The sequence below is a fragment of the Polaromonas sp. genome, from assembly GCF_049790275.1.
GTDB lineage: Bacteria > Pseudomonadota > Gammaproteobacteria > Burkholderiales > Burkholderiaceae_C > Polaromonas.
In genome coordinates this window covers 1-17,285 of sequence record NZ_JBAQYR010000011.1, presented here as the reverse complement: position 1 = coordinate 17,285, position 17,285 = coordinate 1, and the positions used below count along the sequence as shown (strand labels likewise).

Here is a 17,285-nt window from a genome sequence, read left to right as displayed (position 1 = left end):
GGGCACAGCGTGACCTCGCCGCAGTGCAGCCCGATGCCGACGGCAAATGGCGGGAGCCCGCGTGCGGCAAAACGCTGCGCCAGCCAGGCCCGGAATTCGTGGGCGGCCAGCGCCATCGCCAGTGCCGCCGAAATCGCGCGGCGCTGCGCCGACAGCGGCGAATCGCTGAGCGTGTTGGCAAACACGGCCATCAGGCCATCGCCGACAAACTTGAGATGCCGCCCGCCGTTCTTGAGCGCGGGCTGGCTGCTGCGCTCGAAATACTCGGTCAGCAACTGCGAGACTTCACTGGCGTCGAGTTTCTCGGCCAGCGAAGTGAAGTTGCGGATCGTCGACACCAGCACGGTGGCATCCAGCACCTGTCCGGTCTCGTTGACCGCCGGGATGTCCACCGAGAAAGCGGCGGGCCGGTTGCCGCCGATGTGGCTGGCAAAGGCTGTGCGCAGGCGATCCTCCAGCGCAGCCATGCCGGAAGCAATGCGTGCATCCACCAGATTTTTCTTGCGCAATTGCGCCTGGACCGCATCGAGCAGTTCGGTGCGCGTGAAAGGCTTGGACAGGTAATCGTCGGCACCGGTCGTCATGCCGCGGCGCATGCTGCCGCGGTCGTCCAGTGCGGTCAGCAGCATGAAGGGAGTGGTGGCCAGCGCGGGGTCGCCACGAACGGCCGCCAGCAGCTCGAACCCGTCCATGTCGGGCATGTTCACGTCCGAGATGATCAGGTCGGGCGTGCGGGCCCTGGCATGCGCCAGGCCGGTGCGGCCGTTGGCGGCGGCTACGGCCTCAAACCCTTCCAGCGTCAGCAGGCGGGGGATGTTGCTGCGAATGGCGTCGTCGTCTTCAACAACCAGGATCACATGCATGTGTGGGCCTCTTGACGGCGGCAGCCGCTGCTCAGCCGCCGTGGTCCAGCGTGAAGCCGGCGTTGCGGTCCTGTCCCAGCCGCGCCACCATTTGCGGCAGGGCGGCCTGCAGCTCGGCCTTGAGTGTGTGCGGCGGATTGATCACAAACATGCCGCTGGCCGGCAGGCCGGGGCGCTTGACGTCGCCGGCCTCGTCGGTGGTGAGTTTGCTGGACTTCACGGTGAGCGTGGCGTTGAGCCAGCTGCGGCCCGCCTTGGTCGCCAGCGTCTTGAGCTTGCGCGGCAGGTCATGGGCCTCGGGGCGCGGAATGATGGGGTACCAGACCACGTAGGTGCCGGTGGCAAAACGCTTGACGGCATCGCCCATGCAGGCCGCGACGCGGGCATAGTCGCTCTTGATCTCGTAGCTCGGGTCGCACAGCACCATGGCGCGCCGCGCCGGCGGCGGCAGAAAGGTCTTCAGCACCTCAAAGCCGTCCTCGCAGGCCACCGTGACCTGGCGGCCCACGCCCAGTTGCGCGATGTTGCCGGTCAGCGACTTGAAATCGGTCGGGTGCAGTTCGAACAGCTTGAGCTTGTCGCGGCCGCTGAGGAACTGCTGTTCTATGAACGGCGAGCCGGGGTAAATTTTCAGGTGCGCCAGATCGCCGCTGGTGGCGAACTGCGGGTTCAGTCCGCGCAACAGGTCGGCGTAGTCCTGCAGCGCAGGCGCCAGAGCCTCCCCTGCCGTTATGGCGGCTCCCGCGGCTTTTGAGGTTGCTACCTTTTTGCTAGCTGTTGACGCTGGTACAGCGTGGGCTGCGGGCACATTTGATGCCGAAAACAGGCGAAACACGCCTTCCTGTGCTTCGCCGCTGGTTTCGGTGTAGTCGCCGTCCAGGCGGTACAGCCCGGCACCGGCGTGCGTGTCGATCACAGTCAGCGCCGTGTCTTTCTGGGTCAAATACTTCATCAACGCGATCAGCGTGGTGTGCTTGAGCACGTCGGCATGGTTGCCGGCATGGAAGGCGTGGCGATAACTGAACATGCCGCTATGTTAACGGTCGCCGCCTTTGCGGCCTTTACCGGCGCTTGCAATCAGCAACACAATCCCGACGGACGCGTTGTTCTGGCGGCCCGGGCGTCTTGACGCCGAACGGGCCGCCATGCCTAATTGCAGGCCAACGTTGCTTTTTGCCGCTTGTTCATGACCGTTTCCCACAGTCCAACCCCTGTTTCGCTGATCACGCATGTGGATGCCTTGCCGGCAGGCACGCGCCTGGCCGAGTTCGAACTGCTGGGTTTGCTGGGCGTAGGTGGTTTTGGCATGGTTTACCAGGCGTTTGACCATTCGCTGCAGCGGCAGGTGGCCATCAAGGAGTTCATGCCGGCGGCGCTTGCCTGCCGCGGTGAGGAAGGCGCGGTGACTGTTCGCGACCCGGCCGACAAGGCGGCTTTCCAGGCCGGGCTGCAGTCCTTTGTGGCCGAGGCGCGCTTGCTGGCGCAGTTCGACCATCCCTCGCTGGTCAAGGTTTTCCGTTACTGGGAGGCGCAGCAGACCGCCTACATGGTGATGCCTTTTTACCGCGGCATCACGCTGCAGGCGGCGCGCAGCCAGATGCGCAGCCCGCCGACCGAGGCCTGGCTGCGCAAGGTCCTGTGGGCGGTGCTGGGCGCACTCAAAACCCTGCACCAGGGGCGCGCGGTGCACCGGGATGTCTCGCCCGACAACATCTTCCTGCAGGACGTCGGACCGCCGGTGCTGCTGGACCTGGGCGCGGCGCGCCATGCCATGGGCGGCAAGACGCAGGACCTGACCGACGCCTTCAAGCTGAGTTATGCGCCGCTGGAGCAGCACGCCGGCGCACCCGACATGCGCCAGGGCCCGTGGACCGACCTGTATGCACTGGCCGCTGTAGTTCACGGCCTGCTGTGCAACAAGCCGCCGCTGCCGGCCACTTTCCGGGCTGTGCGCGACCGCTTGCCGCCGTTTTCCCGCGTGGCACGCACTGTGCAGGAGCAGTTCGGCCTGGGTTATTCGCCGGCCTTTGTCCAGGCGATAGGTCAGGCGCTGGCGATTGACGCCAAGGAAAGGCCGCAAACCGTGGCGGCCCTTGTGCAGGCCATGGCGCTCGAAACGCCCAATGGCATGTCCCGCTTCGACTGGCGGGCCGAACTGGGCCCGATCTGGGCGCCGCCTGGCTTGTCTGTCTCGCAGGCCGAGGTCAAGGTGGAGCCTGTGCTTTCGCAGCCTCCGGCTCCGAAGACGCACGACGATACGACCCAGCCTTTTGTGGCACCCCGGCGGCGGGACACTGCAGTCCGGCGCCCGCCTGTGCCTGCGCCAGCATCCACACCTTCATTTACACCTGCCCCCCCTGCATCCATACCAGCGGCGTTAAGCCTCCCGGAGGCCCGGTCTGGCCGTTCCTGGCGCCTTGGCGCCGGCGTGCTGGGGGTGGCTGTCGCCGCCCTTGTACTGGGTTTGGTGCTGGGACGGGGCAGCCGGGTACCGCAAGCGCGGCTTGCAGACCAGGTGGCTCCCTCCACCACCAGCGCGTCGCTCCCTGTGATTCCGGCACCGCCTGCCGATCCGCCTCAGGCGGTGCTTGCAGTGCCCGTCCCGGTCTCGACGGCGACCGAACGGACGGGTGCAGAGGTGGCCTCCTTGCCCCCGGCGCCGGAAGTGCGGTCTACCTCGGTGGCCAAACGTGTTTCCCCAAAGAAAACAGCGGCACAAGCCGATGCGGCCAGCCTGGCTGCGCAGGCTCCGGTGCCGGTGGCTGTTGCCGCGGTGCCGGCGCGTGTGAATGTGCCGGGCACCGCACCGCCCGATCCGCAGACCCTGTGTGCCGACCGCAATTTTGTGACCCGGCCCATGTGTATCTTTCGCCAATGCCAGAAGCCGGAGATGGCCGGACTGGCCGTGTGTGTTGAAAACAACGCACGTCTCCAGAACAGCCGTCGCCCGGACGGTTTGTAGTCAAAAACGGCCAGAAGTGGTCCGTCAAGCTGCTGGTTGGGGAAGGCAGGCAGAGAAATCCGCGCTCAGGCTCGCAGATTTTGTATAATCGTGGGCTTCGCAGCGATTGGCTGGCCCCGCGGCGAAGCTTGAACCCCACCTAAGAGGTTTCCATCAGAGAAACACCGACCGTGGAAAAGGGCTGCTCAAACCAACTTTTTAAAAAGTAAACCATGACAACTTTCAGCGCAAAACCCGCTGACGTGGTGCATGAGTGGTTTGTGATTGACGCGACCGACAAGGTCCTCGGACGAGTAGCCAGCGAAGTTGCTCTCCGTTTGCGCGGCAAACACAAGGCCATTTATACGCCTCACGTCGATACCGGTGACTTCATCGTCATCATCAACGCAGCCCAGCTTCGTGTCACCGGCGCCAAGTCGACTGACAAGATCTACTACCGCCATTCGGGTTACCCCGGCGGTATCTCGGCTACGAATTTCCGCGACATGCAAACCAAGTTCCCGGGCCGTGCCCTGGAAAAAGCCGTCAAGGGCATGCTGCCCAAAGGCCCGCTTGGTTACGCCATGATCAAAAAACTCAAGGTGTACGGTGGTGCAGAACATCCGCATACCGCCCAACAGCCTAAAGTGCTGGAAATTTAAGGAGCCTTGAGATGATTGGTGAATGGAACAATGGCACTGGCCGTCGCAAATCGAGCGTCGCCCGCGTGTTCATCAAAAAAGGCACTGGCAAGATCACGGTCAACGACCGCGACATCCAGACCTTCTTCGGTCGTGAAACCTCGATCATGATCTGCAAGCAGCCCCTCTACCTGACCAACCACGTCGAAACCTTCGACATCATGGTCAACGTGCACGGCGGCGGCGAGTCCGGCCAGGCCGGTGCAGTGCGCCACGGCATCACCCGGGCGCTGATCGACTATGACGCAACCCTCAAGCCGGTGCTGAGCCAGGCCGGGTTTGTCACGCGTGATGCACGTGAAGTCGAACGTAAAAAAGTCGGTTTCCGTTCGGCACGTCGCCGCAAGCAGTTCAGCAAGCGTTAATCCGCTTTTGCTGTCCACGAAAAGCCGCCTGGTTTGCACCTGGCGGCTTTTTTCATGGTTCCCCGCGGTCCCGGTCTCATTGACGCAAACCCTTACCTTCGCTTTACGGCAATGCCTTCGATACCGACTGGTCTGCGTGCACAATGCACCCTCTGAGTCAAAAATGGCAGGATCTGCCCTTGAAATTTCGCCTGTTTCGCCGTCGCCTGACCATCAGTTCACCGCGTATGGCCATCCGCACATCCCTGCCCTGGCCGCTGCGCTGGGCATTGGGTGCCATGATGCTGGGTTTTTCTGCAGCCATCGCGTTGTGGACTTTCGAGCTCGGCGTCAGTATCGCGGGGCTCGACAAGGACGCCAAGCTCGAGTTGACCAAGCTGCGTGAAGAAGTGGCCATGCTGCGCGCCGAACGCGACAAATCACAGTCGATTGCCAACATTTCGGGCAGTCTGTTGACCGCCGAAAAGGCCGCGCAGGAAAAAATGATGGCCCAGATCCGGCAGCTTCAGGTGGAAAACCGGCTGCTCCGCGACGATCTGGGGTTCTTTGAAAAACTCCTGCCCGCCGGCGGTGCGGAAAGCGCCGCCATCCGTGGCCTGCAGGCTGAAGCCCTGTCGGACATGCAGGTCAAGTGGCAGGTGCTGGTGATCCAGCCGACCAGGGACGCGCCGGTGTTCAATGGCAAGCTGGAGCTGACCTTTAACGGCACCCTGGCCGGCAAGCCGTGGACGACGGGCTTGCCCGGCGGCGCCCAGGCGCTGCAGTTCAAGCAGTACCGCCGCATCGAAGGAGTACTCGACCTGCCCCCCCTGGCCGTGGTAAAAACGGTGACCGCCAAAGTGGTCGAAGGAACGGCTGTCCGTTCCGTCCAGACCGTCAAGCTCTGATCCTTCCGCCCCAACTCACAGGATGTTTATGTTCGGTAAAAAGACGCAGCCCCCGATCAAGAGCCTGATTGCCCAGGGTAGCTGCATTGAAGGCAACCTCAAGTTCACCGATGGCCTGCGCATTGATGGCGAAGTGATCGGTGACATACGTGCCAACGAAGGCAGTCCCAGCATTCTTGTGATCAGCGAATCGGCTTGCGTCACCGGGCACATCTATGCGGACCACGTCATCATCAACGGCCGGGTCATGGGGCCGGTCCATGCTGCCGAGCTTCTCGAATTGCAGCCCAAAGCCAAAATCCAGGGCGATGTGGCCTACAAAGCGCTTGAAATGCACCAGGGCGCCGTCATCTTTGGACAGTTACGTCCGACCAACCATGAGGTCAGCGACAAGCCCCTCCTGAAGCTGGCTGCCAACAACGTCGAGAAATCCCGGGAAGAAGTCCCGGTCAGCGGCTATGGCCGACTCTAAGCCTGCACGCGCTCTATGGTTGATTGAATTGCTGTACTATCAATCGACAAGTCGTGAAAAACGGAGTTCCCCATGAGCGCAGTAGCTGAAAACATCCAGACCGAAATGCCCGCCCCCTTTGTCTTTACCGACAGTGCCGCGGCCAAGGTTGCAGACCTGATTGCCGAAGAAGGCAATCCGGACCTGAAGCTGCGGGTGTTTGTCCAGGGTGGCGGATGCTCCGGCTTCCAGTACGGCTTCACTTTCGACGAAATCACCAATGAAGACGACACCACCATGACCAAAAATGGCGTGTCTCTGCTGATCGACGCGATGAGTTACCAGTACCTGGTCGGCGCCGAAATCGATTACAAGGATGACCTCGAAGGTGCCCAGTTCGTGATCAAGAATCCCAACGCCACCAGCACCTGCGGCTGCGGCTCCAGCTTCTCGGCTTGAGTTTCTTCCGGCTTCACAAAAAAGGACCTTCGGGTCCTTTTTTGTGGCCGCAGCTCAATGTAAGCAGTGGCACCGGTGGGGGGGTTCACTTCCAGCCAGGGCCGTGGTCCGGCTTTGCCGGTCCGCAGGTGTAGCGGCCCCCTCGGGGGGCAGGGAGCTACACGCAGCGAGCGACCGTGGGGGCCAGATACAGAGCACCCAGCACGCGTGGGCCACGAGCCCCCGTCACCGCCACCAAATTGCCCGGCTGCTGTTGGTGCCAGGCGCGAGCCAGCCAGGCAAAGGCGGCGGCTTCCACTTGCAGCGGTGGCAGGCCACGCATGGCCGTGGAGTGGGCGGTGATCCCAGGCAGGGCCAGTGCCAGTTGCCGCATCAGTTCATCATTGAAGGCGCCGCCGCCGCACACCAGCAGCTCGGTGGTGCGCGGCGCATGGCGCAGCAGGTCGCGCGCGCAGGCTTGCGCCGTCAGGGCGGTAAGTGTGGCCTGTACGTCCTGTGCTGCGCTGCTTTCAAAGCCCTGGAGCTGCGTGGCAAGCCATGCGGCATTGAACAGGTCACGCCCGGTGCTCTTGGGAGGCGCCTTGGCAAAGTAGGGTTCTGCCAGCAGCCGCGCCAGCAAGCCGGGAATGACGGCGCCTGACGCGCTCCAGCTGCCTTTGGCGTCATAGGCCTGTCCGGTATGCCGCAGGCACCAGAGGTCCATCAGCGCATTGCCGGGGCCGCAGTCAAAGCCCTGCACGCCGCTCTTTTCCTGTTGCGCCGGAAGCAGGGTCAGGTTGCTGATGCCCCCGATGTTGAGGACGGCAATGCTGCGTGTCGGCTCTGCGAAGACGGCGTGGTGAAACGCAGGCACCAGCGGCGCGCCCTGGCCGCCGGCAGCCAGGTCGGCTGTGCGGAAGTCGGCAACCACGTGGAGCCCGGTGAGCTCTGCCAGCAAGGCCGGGTTGTTCAGTTGCAGCGTATAGCCCGCATTCGAGCCGCCGCTGAGCGGGTCGTCCCCGAATTCCTGCGGCCGGTGGCGCACGGTTTGCCCATGGGCGCCAATGGCCTGTATATCGTTGGCGGTGATGCCGTGCTGGCCTGCCTGCTCCAGCAGGGCTTGAATGACACGGGCGTACACTCCTGACAGCTGGTTGGCGGCCAGCGCAGCGCGGTGAAGTTCGTTGTGCCCGGTGCTGTTGAGGGCCAGCAATTCGGCTTGGAAAGTGGAGGAAAACGGCGCGGAGGCAGAAGCCAGAACACGCGGCGCAGACGCCGAGAAATCCACCAGAACGCCGTCCGCGCCATCGAGCGAGGTGCCCGACATCAATCCCATGTAGTAATCAGCCATGAGGCATTTTGCCGCAAGGGGTGGCTAGAGGAGTGATTTATGGATGAGCGATCGTGGGCTCTTCAGACCAGCCGGGGCCGCGGGTCCGGCTTTGCCGGCCCGCAGGCGCAGCGGCCCCCTCGGGGGGCAGAGAGCTACGCGAAGCGAGCGAACGTGGGGGTCAATTTATTCAGCCCGGACCTGCGTCATGTCCGCGGCGGCTTGCAGCTGCTGCCTGACATTGCCGGCAAGTTGCCGGAACAGGGGTTGTGCTGCGGCTGACAGGGGAATGGTTTCGCTCTGCTTGGCGATGTTCATCGGGTCCTGGTGCATGCCGTTGACACGGAATTCGAAGTGGAGGTGAGGCCCGGTGGCCCAGCCGGTCGAACCGACCGCACCGATGTGTTGACCCTGGCTCACGCTCTGGCCTCTTTGCACACCGATGCGGCTCAGGTGGGCATAAACCGTGGTGTGGTTGTTGCGGTGTTTGACGAACACAACATTGCCGAAACCGTTTTGCACGCCGGCAAACTCGACGATGCCGTCGCCGACGCTGCGGACGGACGTCCCTGTGGGCGCTGCATAGTCAACACCCAGATGCGCGCGCCAGGTCTGCAAAATCGGATGGAAACGCATCTTGAAGCCGCTGCTGACCCGCGAGAACTCCATCGGGGAAGCCAGGTAGGCGCGACGCAGGCTCTGGCCATCCAGCGTGTAATAACCGCCCCTGCCAGCGCCCTGGCCGGCTGCCGGCTCGCGGAACCACATCGCCTGCAGCTTTTTGCCGCCGTTGACAAATTCCGTGCTGAGCACGCGGCCGGTGCGCATCGCTTCGCCGTCGGCTTCCAGTGTTTCGTAAACCACGCTGAAGCGGTCGCCCTTGCGCAATGCGCGGTGAAAGTCGATATCGCCCGAGAAAATTTCCGCAATTTGCACGGCAACTGCGTCGGGGATCCCGGCGTCGTCGGTGGCGGCAAACAGCGAAGTGCGAATGGTGCCGCCGGCCAGCTGGGTCGAGCTGGTATAGGCCGCTGTTTCCACACGTGAGGAGAAGCTGTTGTCCGCCGCACGTTCGACCACCAGGCGGGTGAACTTTTCCTCGTCGTCGGTAGCCCAGCGGACCGTCAGCTTGAGCAACTGGTTGCGATCGGTGGCTTCCACCGTCACGCTTTTACCAGGACGGCCCATCAGCGTCAGGCGGCCATTGGCATCGCTGCGCAGGAAGGCGGCCGCAGCAGCATCGTCAATGTTCAGGCGACGCAGCAGGACGTCGGCGGTGTCTGTGCTGCGCGTGGTTTCGTTGCGAAACAGCTTGAACTGGAAACTGCCGAGGGCTTCGGTCTGCACTTCGGTGGGCAGGCTCTGGACGGTCTCCAGAATTTGGCGAACCGGCAGGTCGGCAGCATCGGGTGCCAGGGGTGCGACGCCGAAGGCGGTGACCCCTGTTCCCAGCAGCAGGGCGGCCAGTGTGCCCGTGATTCTTTTGGGATGGCGACGAAGAAGGCTTGTGGCAGTTTGCAGGCAGTACGTCAGATCGTTCTTGTTCAACACAGGGTTCCCCAACCTTGCTAGGCCTCAGGCGGCAGAAGCAGCCTGATGGCGAATGATGATGGCGCTGTGCGATCCCCTACAAAGATGGGCGATGGCAACAACTTAGAATTGGTTTGCAATTTGCAGGCCAGCTGATTCAGGGGCCGGGCAATGGCAGAACAGCGAGTATATATGTCAGACAACTGCCCGCGATGTGAAAAACCCTTATGAATCAAGAGCTTGTTACAAAATTCACCCCGACAGACAGCGTCAGGGAAGCCTTGGCAGTGACCCTGCGAGGTTGTGAGGAATTGCTACCGCAAAACGAATGGCTTACAAAACTGGCCCGCTCCGAGGCTACGGGCACTCCTTTGCGCATCAAACTGGGCCTGGACCCGACCGCGCCTGACATTCATGTCGGACATACCGTGGTGCTGAACAAAATGCGTCAGCTCCAGGATCTGGGCCATACAGTCATCTTTCTCATCGGCGACTTCACCAGCCTGATCGGCGACCCCTCGGGCCGCAACAACACGCGTCCTCCGCTGACCCCGGAGCAGATCAAGGCCAACGCCGACACCTACTACCGCCAGGCTTCCTTGGTGCTGGACCCGGCCCGGACCGAGATCCGCTACAACAGCGAGTGGAGCGACCCGCTGGGCGCGCGCGGCATGATCGAGCTGGCTGCCAAATACACGGTGGCGCGCATGATGGAGCGCAACGATTTTCATGACCGTTTCAAGGCCGGCACGCCGATCAGCGTGCATGAGTTCCTTTACCCGCTGATGCAGGGTTATGACTCGGTGGCGCTCAAGTCCGACCTAGAACTCGGCGGCACCGACCAGAAGTTCAACCTGCTGATGGGTCGCCACCTGCAGGTCGAGTACGGCCAGGAGCCGCAATGCATTTTGACCATGCCGCTGCTCGAGGGGCTGGACGGCGTGGAGAAGATGTCCAAGAGCAAGAACAACTACATCGGCATTTCTGAAGAGGCCAACACCATGTTTGCCAAGGTGCTGTCGATCTCCGACGTGCTGATGTGGAAATGGTTCACCCTGCTGAGCTTCAAAAGCGAGGCAGAGATTCTTGCGCTGAAGAAGGAAGTTGAAGGCGGGCGCAATCCGAAAGATGCCAAGGTGGCGCTTGCCAGGGAGATCACGGCGCGTTTCCATTCAGCAGCCGCGGCAGACGTCGCGGAGCAGGACTTCATCAACCGCAGCAAAGGCGGCGTACCCGACGAGATTCCCGAGCTCACCCTGAGCGGTGCACCCTTGGGCATTGCCGCATTGCTCAAAATGGCCGGGCTGGCCGCTTCCACCGGTGAAGGCAACCGCCTGATCGACGGCGGTGGCGTGCGTGTGGACTCCAGCGTGGTCCGCGACAAGGCGCTCAAGCTGGATGTCGGCACCTACGTCGTGCAGGTCGGCAAGCGCAAGTTTGCGCGCGTGACACTGAGCTGAACACTTCAATGAACCGCCGATGAAGCTGCCCAGCCTGCAATCCCTGACACCGCAGCGCCTGCTGATGGCTTCGGTGGTGGTGGCGTTTGCCACCATCGTGCTGAAAACCGGGGCCTGGTACATCACCGACTCGGTGGGCTTGCTGGCCGACGCCATGGAGTCCTTCGTCAACCTGGCCAGCGCGATGTTCGGGCTGCTCATGGTCACGATTGCGCAGCGGCCCGCCGACGACGACCATCCCTACGGGCATCACAAGGCCGAGTATTTTTCATCCGGCTTTGAAGGTGCGCTGATTGTTGGGGCTGCGGTGGCCATCATCTGGGCCGCGGGGCACCGTATCCTCGATCCGCAGCCACTGCAGCGGGTCGGCTGGGGGCTCGTGTTGTCCGTGCTGAGTTCAGGCCTCAATGGTCTGCTCGCATGGTTCATGTTCCGTTCCGCCAAGGCGCATCGTTCAATCGCGCTGGAGGCAGATGCCAGGCACCTGGTCACCGATGTCTGGACTTCGGTCGGGGTGGTGGTTGGCATAGGCGCCGTGGCGCTGACGGGCTGGCTCTGGCTCGACGCCCTGGTGGCCATGGGCGTGGCGGTCAATATCCTGTGGGAAGGTGTTCGCCTGATGTGGCGCTCGTCGCAGGGCCTGATGGATGAAGCGGTCGAGCCCGAAGTGCTGGCCGAGATCAACAAGACATTGGCCGGGTTTTCCCACGCGACCATCCGCTTCGACCACCTCAGCACGCGCCGCTCCGGCCAGCGACGGTTTGTTGATCTGCACATGCACATGCCCGGCAGCTGGTCCCTCGGCCGCGCGGCGGCATTGCGCACCAGTGTCGAGCAGGCGCTCATGAGTGCGGTGCCGGGCCTGCGTGCCACCATCCAGTTGCTGCCTTCCGATGTGGAAGCGCATTTTGACGATGAGAAGGACCTGATTTGATCAGCGTGGTTCAACGCGTGAGCCAGGCGCGTGTGGTGGTGGGCGGTGAGGTGACGGGTGAGATCGGCGCAGGCCTGCTGGTGCTGCTGTGCGCCGAGCGCGGCGATGCGGATGTGCAGGCCGACAAGCTGCTCGCCAAAATCCTGAAGCTGCGCATTTTTGCCGATGAGGCAGGCAAGATGAACCGCAGCGTGCAGGACACGGAGGGCGGTCTGCTCATCGTCAGCCAGTTCACACTGGCCGCCGATGTGTCGGGCGGCAATCGGCCCAGCTTCACCGGTGCGGCGTTGCCTGACGAGGGAAGGCGCCTATACGATTATTTCGTGGTGCAGGCGCGGTTGGCGCATCCGAAGGTAGAGACCGGGCAGTTCGCCGCGGACATGCAGGTGCATCTGGTCAATGACGGGCCGGTGACGATTCCCCTGCGCATCCAGCCCGACACCTGAAACAGCGGCTCTAGCCCTTGCAGAGGAAGGGCCAGATCAGCTTGGCGCCGGCCGGGACAATCTCGCCACTCTTGCGCTTGTAGGCAGCAGGGATGACCTTTTGCGCTGCGGGCAAGTCCCGCATCAACGCCGTGTCCATGGGCTGCTGGCCGCGAAACAGGGCGATCGGGTCGATGAAACGGCCCCCTTCCGGAACCACCGTGTCGTTGGCCACCGCATAGCGGGGTGACTCGCCGATGAAGGCGGACAGGTGCAGATGGGGCTCCCGGCTGGCCCCCGGAACGCCGCTTCTGCCGTTCGGCCCCAGGTACTCGCCCATGCGAACGCGTTGCCCGATTTCCAGTTCGGGCGCCTTGCTGAAATGCGAATACAAGGTGTATGACCACACCGGCAGGCCGCTGTCCTGCGGGGAATGTTGCAGGACGATCAACACACCGCGGTTCTTGCGCGGGCCTTCACCGCCGCCGTCGGCCTTGGCCACCACCACGCCGTCGGCCATGGCATGAATCGGCTCGCCGTAAGCTGCAGGAATGTCGGCACCCGAGTGCAGTTTGTTCTTGTCCGTACCCCCCTGCCAGACTTCTCCGAAAACGTGGTCGATGGGGTTGCAGCCGCCGTCCTGCGGAAAGACCGCCGTCAGGCCGCTCTCTTGCATGCCGATCGCATGCATCTGTTCTTTCGGTGTTCTTCCGCTCAGAAAGGCCTGGCTGTTGACGTTCTTGAGCTGGAACAGCGGCACCTTGTGGGGTTCTGCCGAATTGGCTTTTGCTCCGCCTTCCCTGGCTTCGCCGTTCGGGCCGGCGCCTGGGGGGGCATTGTCGAAAGCCGCCGCCAGTTCTTCAGGGGTGACGAAGCCGTCCCCATTGGCATCGATCTTCTGGAACCGACGCTTGTTGCCCAGCCACTCGTCGGCCGAAATCTTGCCGTCCCCGTTGGTGTCGAAGCTTTTCATCAGCGCCTCGGTCCGGGGGTTGGCGTGGGCCGCTCCGCAGAGCAGGCAGGACATGGACAGCGACGCCAGCATCGCTTTGCGGATGTTTTTCATGGGACTCCCTTTTATCGTTGTTGTCGATACCGCGGAACCAAGGCGCGCCGCCGGGTTCAGCCGCCATCATAGGCTGTCCCCGGTCAGTAGGGGTTGGGGAAACCCAGCGCGTCCAGCAGCATGATTTCCAGCGCTTCCATCTCCAGCGCATCCCCTTCGTTCGTCTCGTGGTCGTAACCCTGTGCGTGCAGTGTTCCGTGCACCAGCAGGTGGGCGTAGTGCGCCTGCAGGGTTTTGCCCTGCTCGTGGGCCTCACGTTCCACCACGGGCGCACACAGCACCAGGTCGGCCGTGACCAGCGGTGCCTGCGTGTAGTCGAAGGTCAGTACGTTGGTGGCGTAGTCTTTCTGCCGGTAGCCGCGGTTCAGTGCCTGGCCTTCTTCGGCGTCCACGATGCGTACGGTGATTTCGGCGTCACTGTCCAGCGCATGACGGATCCAGCGCGCGACGCTGCGGCGCGGCAGGGCGGCGCGATGGCGCTTCGCGTCCTGGATGTCGCCGAACTGCAGCGACAGGCTCAGCTGTTTAAGAGCCATTTCGGCTTTTTGTCCTTGTGGGGCGGGCGACAGGCACTATCGAATCCATAGCGTCGTCGATGTCCGGGGTTTTGCCCTTGTAGCCGTCGTAGGCGTCCACAATGCGTGCCACCAGTGGGTGGCGCACCACGTCGGCGCTGGTCAGGCGGGTGATGGCAATGCCCTTGATGCGCTTGAGCACGCGTTCGGCGTCGATCAGCCCGCTCAGCTGCGTGCGCGGCAGGTCTACCTGGCTCACGTCGCCTGTCACCACGGCCTTGCTGCCGAAACCGATGCGCGTCAAAAACATCTTCATCTGCTCGGGCGTGGTGTTCTGCGCTTCATCGAGGATCACGAAGGCGTGGTTCAGCGTGCGGCCGCGCATGAAGGCCAACGGCGCGATCTCGATCTGCTGGCGCTCGAATGCTTTCTGTACGCGCTCGAAGCCCATCAGTTCATACAAGGCGTCGTAGAGCGGACGCAGGTAAGGGTCCACCTTCTGGTTCAAGTCACCGGGCAAAAAGCCCAGGCGCTCGCCGGCTTCGACCGCCGGGCGCGTCAGCACGATGCGCTGCACCGCGCTGCGCTCCAGCGCATCGACCGCGCAGGCCACGGCCAGGTAAGTTTTGCCGGTGCCGGCCGGACCGATGCCGAAGGTGATGTCGTGGGCGGAGATGTTTTCCAGGTAGGCGCCCTGGTTGGTAGTACGCGCCCGCAGGTCGGCGCGGCGGGTGGACAGGGCCATCGCGCCGTCCGGCGCAATGCTTAGCGCGGTGTCGCCGGCCAGCATCAGCTGCACGGTTTCCTCGGGAATCGGGCGCTGCGCCATCTCATACAGCGCCTGCAGCACTTCCAGCGCCTGCTGGGCCTTGGCCTTGGGCCCGTCGATCTTGAACTGCTCGAAGCGGTGCGCAATCGTGACCTGCAGCGCCGCCTCGATGGTGCGGATGTGCGAATCCATGGGGCCGCACAGGTGGCCCATGCGGGTGTTGTTCGGCGGGGTGAAGGTGTAGCGGAGGATCAAAAGGGTGTTTTCCTTGAGGCAAGGCAGACAGATGGGTGATTGTCCCCCCATATTCAAGTCGGTGGGCGCACGCACGACTGCTAAGATTTGCCCATGATCGGACGAATAAGTGGCCTGCTGGCCGAAAAGAACCCCCCGGAAGTGCTGGTGGACTGCAACGGTGTGGGTTACGAGGTGATGGTGCCCATGAGCACCTTCTACAACCTCCCCGGCCTGGGTGAAAAAGTCTCGTTGCTGACCCATTTTGTGGTGCGCGAAGACGCGCAAATCCTCTACGGCTTCGGCAGCGCCAGCGAGCGCGCCGCCTTTCGACAGCTCATCAAGATCTCCGGCGTGGGCCCGCGTACCGCGCTCAGCGTGCTCAGCGGCATGAGCGTTGAAGAACTCTCCCAGGCCGTGACCCAGCAGGAAGCCGGCCGCATCATCAAGGTGCCGGGCATAGGCAAGAAAACTGCCGAGCGTCTGCTGCTCGAGCTCAAGGGCAAACTGGGCGCCGACATCGGCGTGCGGGTCAGCATCGCCGACGATGCGCAGTCCGACATCCTGCAGGCGCTGGTGGCGCTCGGCTACAGCGACCGCGATGCGGCACTGGCCCTCAAGGCCCTGCCCAAGGACATTGGTGTGAGTGACGGCATCAAGCTGGCATTGAAGGCCCTCGCCAAATGAGCATCCAGACCGACGACTTCGACATGTCCGGCGTGCCGCCTGTGAAGCGGGTGATGTCGGCTGCGCCTGCGTCGCCCAATGAGGAGGCGATCGAACGTGCCTTGCGGCCCAAGCTGTTTGATGAATATGTCGGCCAGGCCAAGGTGCGCGAGCAACTCGAAATTTTTATCGGCGCGGCCCGCAAACGCAGCGAAGCCATGGACCACGTGCTGCTGTTCGGCCCGCCCGGCCTGGGCAAGACGACCCTGAGCCACATCATTGCGCACGAGCTCGGCGTGAACCTGCGCCAGACCTCGGGACCGGTGCTGGAAAAACCCAAGGACCTCGCAGCGCTGCTGACCAACCTGGAAAAAAACGATGTGCTCTTCATCGACGAGATCCATCGCCTGAGCCCCGTGGTCGAGGAAATTTTGTACCCGGCCCTTGAGGACTACCAGATCGACATCATGATCGGCGAAGGTCCGGCGGCACGCAGCATCAAGCTTGATTTGCAGCCTTTCACACTGGTGGGCGCCACCACCCGGGCCGGCATGCTGACCAACCCGCTGCGCGACCGCTTCGGCATTGTTGCGCGGCTGGAGTTTTACAGCGCCGAGGAACTCGCGCGCATCGTCACGCGCAGTGCCGGGCTGCTCAATGCGCCCATGGACAGGGAGGGGTGTTTCGAAATCGCTCGCCGTTCGCGCGGCACGCCGCGCATCGCCAACCGCCTGCTGCGCCGCGTGCGTGACTATGCCGACGTCAAGGGCACGGGCCACATCTCGCTGGACATCGCCAACAAGGCGCTGGCCATGCTCGATGTCGATCCCCAAGGCTTCGACCTGATGGACCGCAAGCTGCTGGAAGCCGTGATTCACCGCTTTGACGGTGGCCCGGTCGGCCTGGACAACATCGCTGCCAGCATCGGTGAAGAGCGCGACACGATTGAAGACGTGATCGAGCCCTACCTGATCCAGCAGGGCTACCTGCAGCGCACGCCGCGCGGCCGCATCGCCACGCTGGCTGCCTACCGGCACCTGGGCGTGACACCACCCGGAACCGGTGCCGGGTTGTTTGAACCCGGAACCTGAACCTTCCATGAACCTGGCACACACCCTCTCCCTGAAACGCGGCTGGATCTGGATAGGGGTCGTGACAGTCATCACAGCGGCAGCTGGCGTGGCCTGGTTTGTCCAGAGAAGTCCCAAGGTCGATGTCGTGGAACTGCATTACGCGCCATTGCTGCGGACCCTGCAGTTTTCTGCCCGCGTGGCGACGCTGTCGCGCGTGGACGTCGGCAGCACCGTGACCGGCCGCGTTGCCCAGGTGCGGGTGGCCGAAGGCGCGCAGGTGCGCCAGGGCGACGTGCTGGTCCAGCTCGAAACCGAGGAGTTGCGAGCCGCCGTGACGCAGGCGGTGGCTTCCGAGCGCCAGGCCCAGGCGCGGCTGGCCGGCTTGCGCAGCACCGGCCGGACGGCTGCCCAGGCCAGCCTTGCGCAGGCCGACTCGACGCTGAAGGCGGCCGAGGCCGAAATGGTACGCACCCAGCAACTCGTGAAGCAGGGTTTTCTCAGCGAAGCGCGGCTCGATGAAGTCCGACGCGCCGTCGAAGTGGCCCGCGCGCAGCAAGCCGGTGCCCGCGCGCAGATCCAGGCCAACGCCGAGGCCGGAACCGATGTGGCCCAGGCCCAGGCGCAGCTGGCCCTGGCC

19 protein-coding genes are annotated in these 17,285 nt (G+C 63.3%); 12 read left to right on the top strand and 7 right to left on the bottom strand.

What is annotated here, in order from left to right:
• Positions 1-863 (bottom strand): response regulator (locus WA904_RS01690; RefSeq protein WP_425195392.1); only part of this gene is annotated, 863 nt, incomplete at its 3' end.
• Between the two features lie 31 nt (positions 864-894).
• Positions 895-1,890 (bottom strand): 23S rRNA (adenine(2030)-N(6))-methyltransferase RlmJ, encoded by a 996-nt coding sequence (locus WA904_RS01685; protein WP_425195391.1) that lies wholly within the window; start codon positions 1,888-1,890, stop codon positions 895-897.
• Positions 1,891-2,049: 159 nt separating this feature from the next.
• On the opposite strand from WA904_RS01685, the gene WA904_RS01680 reads away from it, so the two are divergent.
• The 6 genes from WA904_RS01680 (at position 2,050) to erpA (ending at position 6,667) form a co-directional block, all read left to right on the top strand.
• Positions 2,050-3,825 (top strand): serine/threonine protein kinase, encoded by a 1,776-nt coding sequence (locus WA904_RS01680; protein ID WP_425195390.1) that lies wholly within the window; start codon positions 2,050-2,052, stop codon positions 3,823-3,825.
• 212 nt (positions 3,826-4,037) lie between these two features.
• Complete coding sequence (gene rplM / locus WA904_RS01675; RefSeq protein WP_077593211.1) at positions 4,038-4,466, top strand: 50S ribosomal protein L13; 429 nt, start codon at positions 4,038-4,040, stop codon at positions 4,464-4,466.
• Positions 4,467-4,477: 11 nt separating this feature from the next.
• Complete coding sequence (gene rpsI, locus WA904_RS01670) at positions 4,478-4,870, top strand: 30S ribosomal protein S9 (protein WP_425195389.1); 393 nt, start codon at positions 4,478-4,480, stop codon at positions 4,868-4,870.
• A gap of 179 nt (positions 4,871-5,049) precedes the next feature.
• The gene (locus tag WA904_RS01665) at positions 5,050-5,757 is read left to right on the top strand and encodes a DUF6776 family protein (RefSeq protein ID WP_425195388.1); all 708 of its coding nucleotides are present in this window, start codon (positions 5,050-5,052) and stop codon (positions 5,755-5,757) included.
• A 28-nt stretch (positions 5,758-5,785) separates the two neighbouring features.
• A complete protein-coding gene (locus WA904_RS01660) occupies positions 5,786-6,229 on the top strand; it encodes a bactofilin family protein (protein WP_425195387.1) in 444 nt (147 codons plus the stop codon).
• A 72-nt stretch (positions 6,230-6,301) separates the two neighbouring features.
• Positions 6,302-6,667, top strand: a complete 366-nt coding sequence (erpA, locus tag WA904_RS01655; protein WP_096698577.1) for an iron-sulfur cluster insertion protein ErpA — start codon at positions 6,302-6,304, stop codon at positions 6,665-6,667.
• Between the two features lie 157 nt (positions 6,668-6,824).
• On the opposite strand, the gene WA904_RS01650 is transcribed toward erpA, so the two are convergent.
• Together WA904_RS01650 and WA904_RS01645 are read right to left on the bottom strand one after the other, a co-directional pair.
• Entirely contained in the window at positions 6,825-7,997 is a 1,173-nt protein-coding gene (locus WA904_RS01650; RefSeq protein WP_425195386.1) for an anhydro-N-acetylmuramic acid kinase, read from the bottom strand.
• 165 nt (positions 7,998-8,162) lie between these two features.
• Positions 8,163-9,524, bottom strand: coding sequence for a peptidoglycan DD-metalloendopeptidase family protein (locus tag WA904_RS01645; RefSeq protein ID WP_425195385.1), 1,362 nt, complete (start codon positions 9,522-9,524; stop codon positions 8,163-8,165).
• Positions 9,525-9,733: 209 nt separating this feature from the next.
• On the opposite strand from WA904_RS01645, the gene tyrS reads away from it, so the two are divergent.
• The 3 genes from tyrS to dtd are packed head-to-tail and all read left to right on the top strand — an operon-like array spanning position 9,734 to position 12,346.
• Complete coding sequence (gene tyrS / locus WA904_RS01640; RefSeq protein ID WP_425195384.1) at positions 9,734-10,966, top strand: tyrosine--tRNA ligase; 1,233 nt, start codon at positions 9,734-9,736, stop codon at positions 10,964-10,966.
• A 19-nt stretch (positions 10,967-10,985) separates the two neighbouring features.
• A complete protein-coding gene (locus tag WA904_RS01635; RefSeq protein WP_425195383.1) occupies positions 10,986-11,900 on the top strand; it encodes a cation diffusion facilitator family transporter in 915 nt (304 codons plus the stop codon).
• Positions 11,897-12,346, top strand: coding sequence for a D-aminoacyl-tRNA deacylase (gene dtd, locus WA904_RS01630; RefSeq protein ID WP_425195382.1), 450 nt, complete (start codon positions 11,897-11,899; stop codon positions 12,344-12,346). The genes WA904_RS01635 and dtd overlap by 4 nt, the downstream gene beginning before the upstream one ends.
• A gap of 10 nt (positions 12,347-12,356) precedes the next feature.
• Here the strand turns inward: dtd and WA904_RS01625 are convergent, their stop codons facing one another.
• The 3 genes from WA904_RS01625 to WA904_RS01615 form a co-directional block, all read right to left on the bottom strand.
• The gene (locus WA904_RS01625) at positions 12,357-13,391 is read right to left on the bottom strand and encodes a peptidoglycan DD-metalloendopeptidase family protein (protein ID WP_425195381.1); all 1,035 of its coding nucleotides are present in this window, start codon (positions 13,389-13,391) and stop codon (positions 12,357-12,359) included.
• An 83-nt stretch (positions 13,392-13,474) separates the two neighbouring features.
• Positions 13,475-13,927, bottom strand: a complete 453-nt coding sequence (ybeY, locus tag WA904_RS01620; RefSeq protein ID WP_425195380.1) for an rRNA maturation RNase YbeY — start codon at positions 13,925-13,927, stop codon at positions 13,475-13,477.
• On the bottom strand, positions 13,917-14,930 hold the full coding sequence (locus WA904_RS01615; RefSeq protein ID WP_425195379.1) for a PhoH family protein: 1,014 nt from the start codon (positions 14,928-14,930) through the stop codon (positions 13,917-13,919). Before WA904_RS01615 ends, ybeY begins: the two co-directional genes overlap by 11 nt.
• Before the next feature lie 93 nt (positions 14,931-15,023).
• Between WA904_RS01615 and ruvA the strand changes: the two genes are divergently transcribed.
• The 3 genes from ruvA to WA904_RS01600 form a co-directional block, all read left to right on the top strand.
• On the top strand, positions 15,024-15,596 hold the full coding sequence (ruvA, locus tag WA904_RS01610; RefSeq protein ID WP_425195378.1) for a Holliday junction branch migration protein RuvA: 573 nt from the start codon (positions 15,024-15,026) through the stop codon (positions 15,594-15,596).
• Complete coding sequence (gene ruvB / locus WA904_RS01605) at positions 15,593-16,666, top strand: Holliday junction branch migration DNA helicase RuvB (RefSeq protein WP_425195377.1); 1,074 nt, start codon at positions 15,593-15,595, stop codon at positions 16,664-16,666. Before ruvA ends, ruvB begins: the two co-directional genes overlap by 4 nt.
• Before the next feature lie 7 nt (positions 16,667-16,673).
• A partial coding sequence (locus WA904_RS01600; protein WP_425195376.1) for an HlyD family secretion protein occupies positions 16,674-17,285 on the top strand: 612 nt, incomplete at its 3' end.

Excerpts from the sequence above, each read along its gene's own strand:
- erpA (WP_096698577.1), top strand. The coding sequence starts at position 6,302 with ATGAGCGCAGTAGCTGAAAACATCCAGACCGAAATGCCCGCCCCCTTT.
- rpsI (WP_425195389.1), top strand. The coding sequence starts at position 4,478 with ATGATTGGTGAATGGAACAATGGCACTGGCCGTCGCAAATCGAGCGTC.
- WA904_RS01625 (WP_425195381.1), bottom strand. The coding sequence starts at position 13,391 with ATGAAAAACATCCGCAAAGCGATGCTGGCGTCGCTGTCCATGTCCTGC.
- WA904_RS01635 (WP_425195383.1), top strand. The coding sequence starts at position 10,986 with ATGAAGCTGCCCAGCCTGCAATCCCTGACACCGCAGCGCCTGCTGATG.
- tyrS (WP_425195384.1), top strand. The coding sequence starts at position 9,734 with ATGAATCAAGAGCTTGTTACAAAATTCACCCCGACAGACAGCGTCAGG.
- WA904_RS01650 (WP_425195386.1), bottom strand. The coding sequence starts at position 7,997 with ATGGCTGATTACTACATGGGATTGATGTCGGGCACCTCGCTCGATGGC.
- ybeY (WP_425195380.1), bottom strand. The coding sequence starts at position 13,927 with ATGGCTCTTAAACAGCTGAGCCTGTCGCTGCAGTTCGGCGACATCCAG.
- WA904_RS01680 (WP_425195390.1), top strand. The coding sequence starts at position 2,050 with ATGACCGTTTCCCACAGTCCAACCCCTGTTTCGCTGATCACGCATGTG.
- ruvB (WP_425195377.1), top strand. The coding sequence starts at position 15,593 with ATGAGCATCCAGACCGACGACTTCGACATGTCCGGCGTGCCGCCTGTG.
- ruvA (WP_425195378.1), top strand. The coding sequence starts at position 15,024 with ATGATCGGACGAATAAGTGGCCTGCTGGCCGAAAAGAACCCCCCGGAA.
- WA904_RS01660 (WP_425195387.1), top strand. The coding sequence starts at position 5,786 with ATGTTCGGTAAAAAGACGCAGCCCCCGATCAAGAGCCTGATTGCCCAG.
- WA904_RS01685 (WP_425195391.1), bottom strand. The coding sequence starts at position 1,890 with ATGTTCAGTTATCGCCACGCCTTCCATGCCGGCAACCATGCCGACGTG.
- rplM (WP_077593211.1), top strand. The coding sequence starts at position 4,038 with ATGACAACTTTCAGCGCAAAACCCGCTGACGTGGTGCATGAGTGGTTT.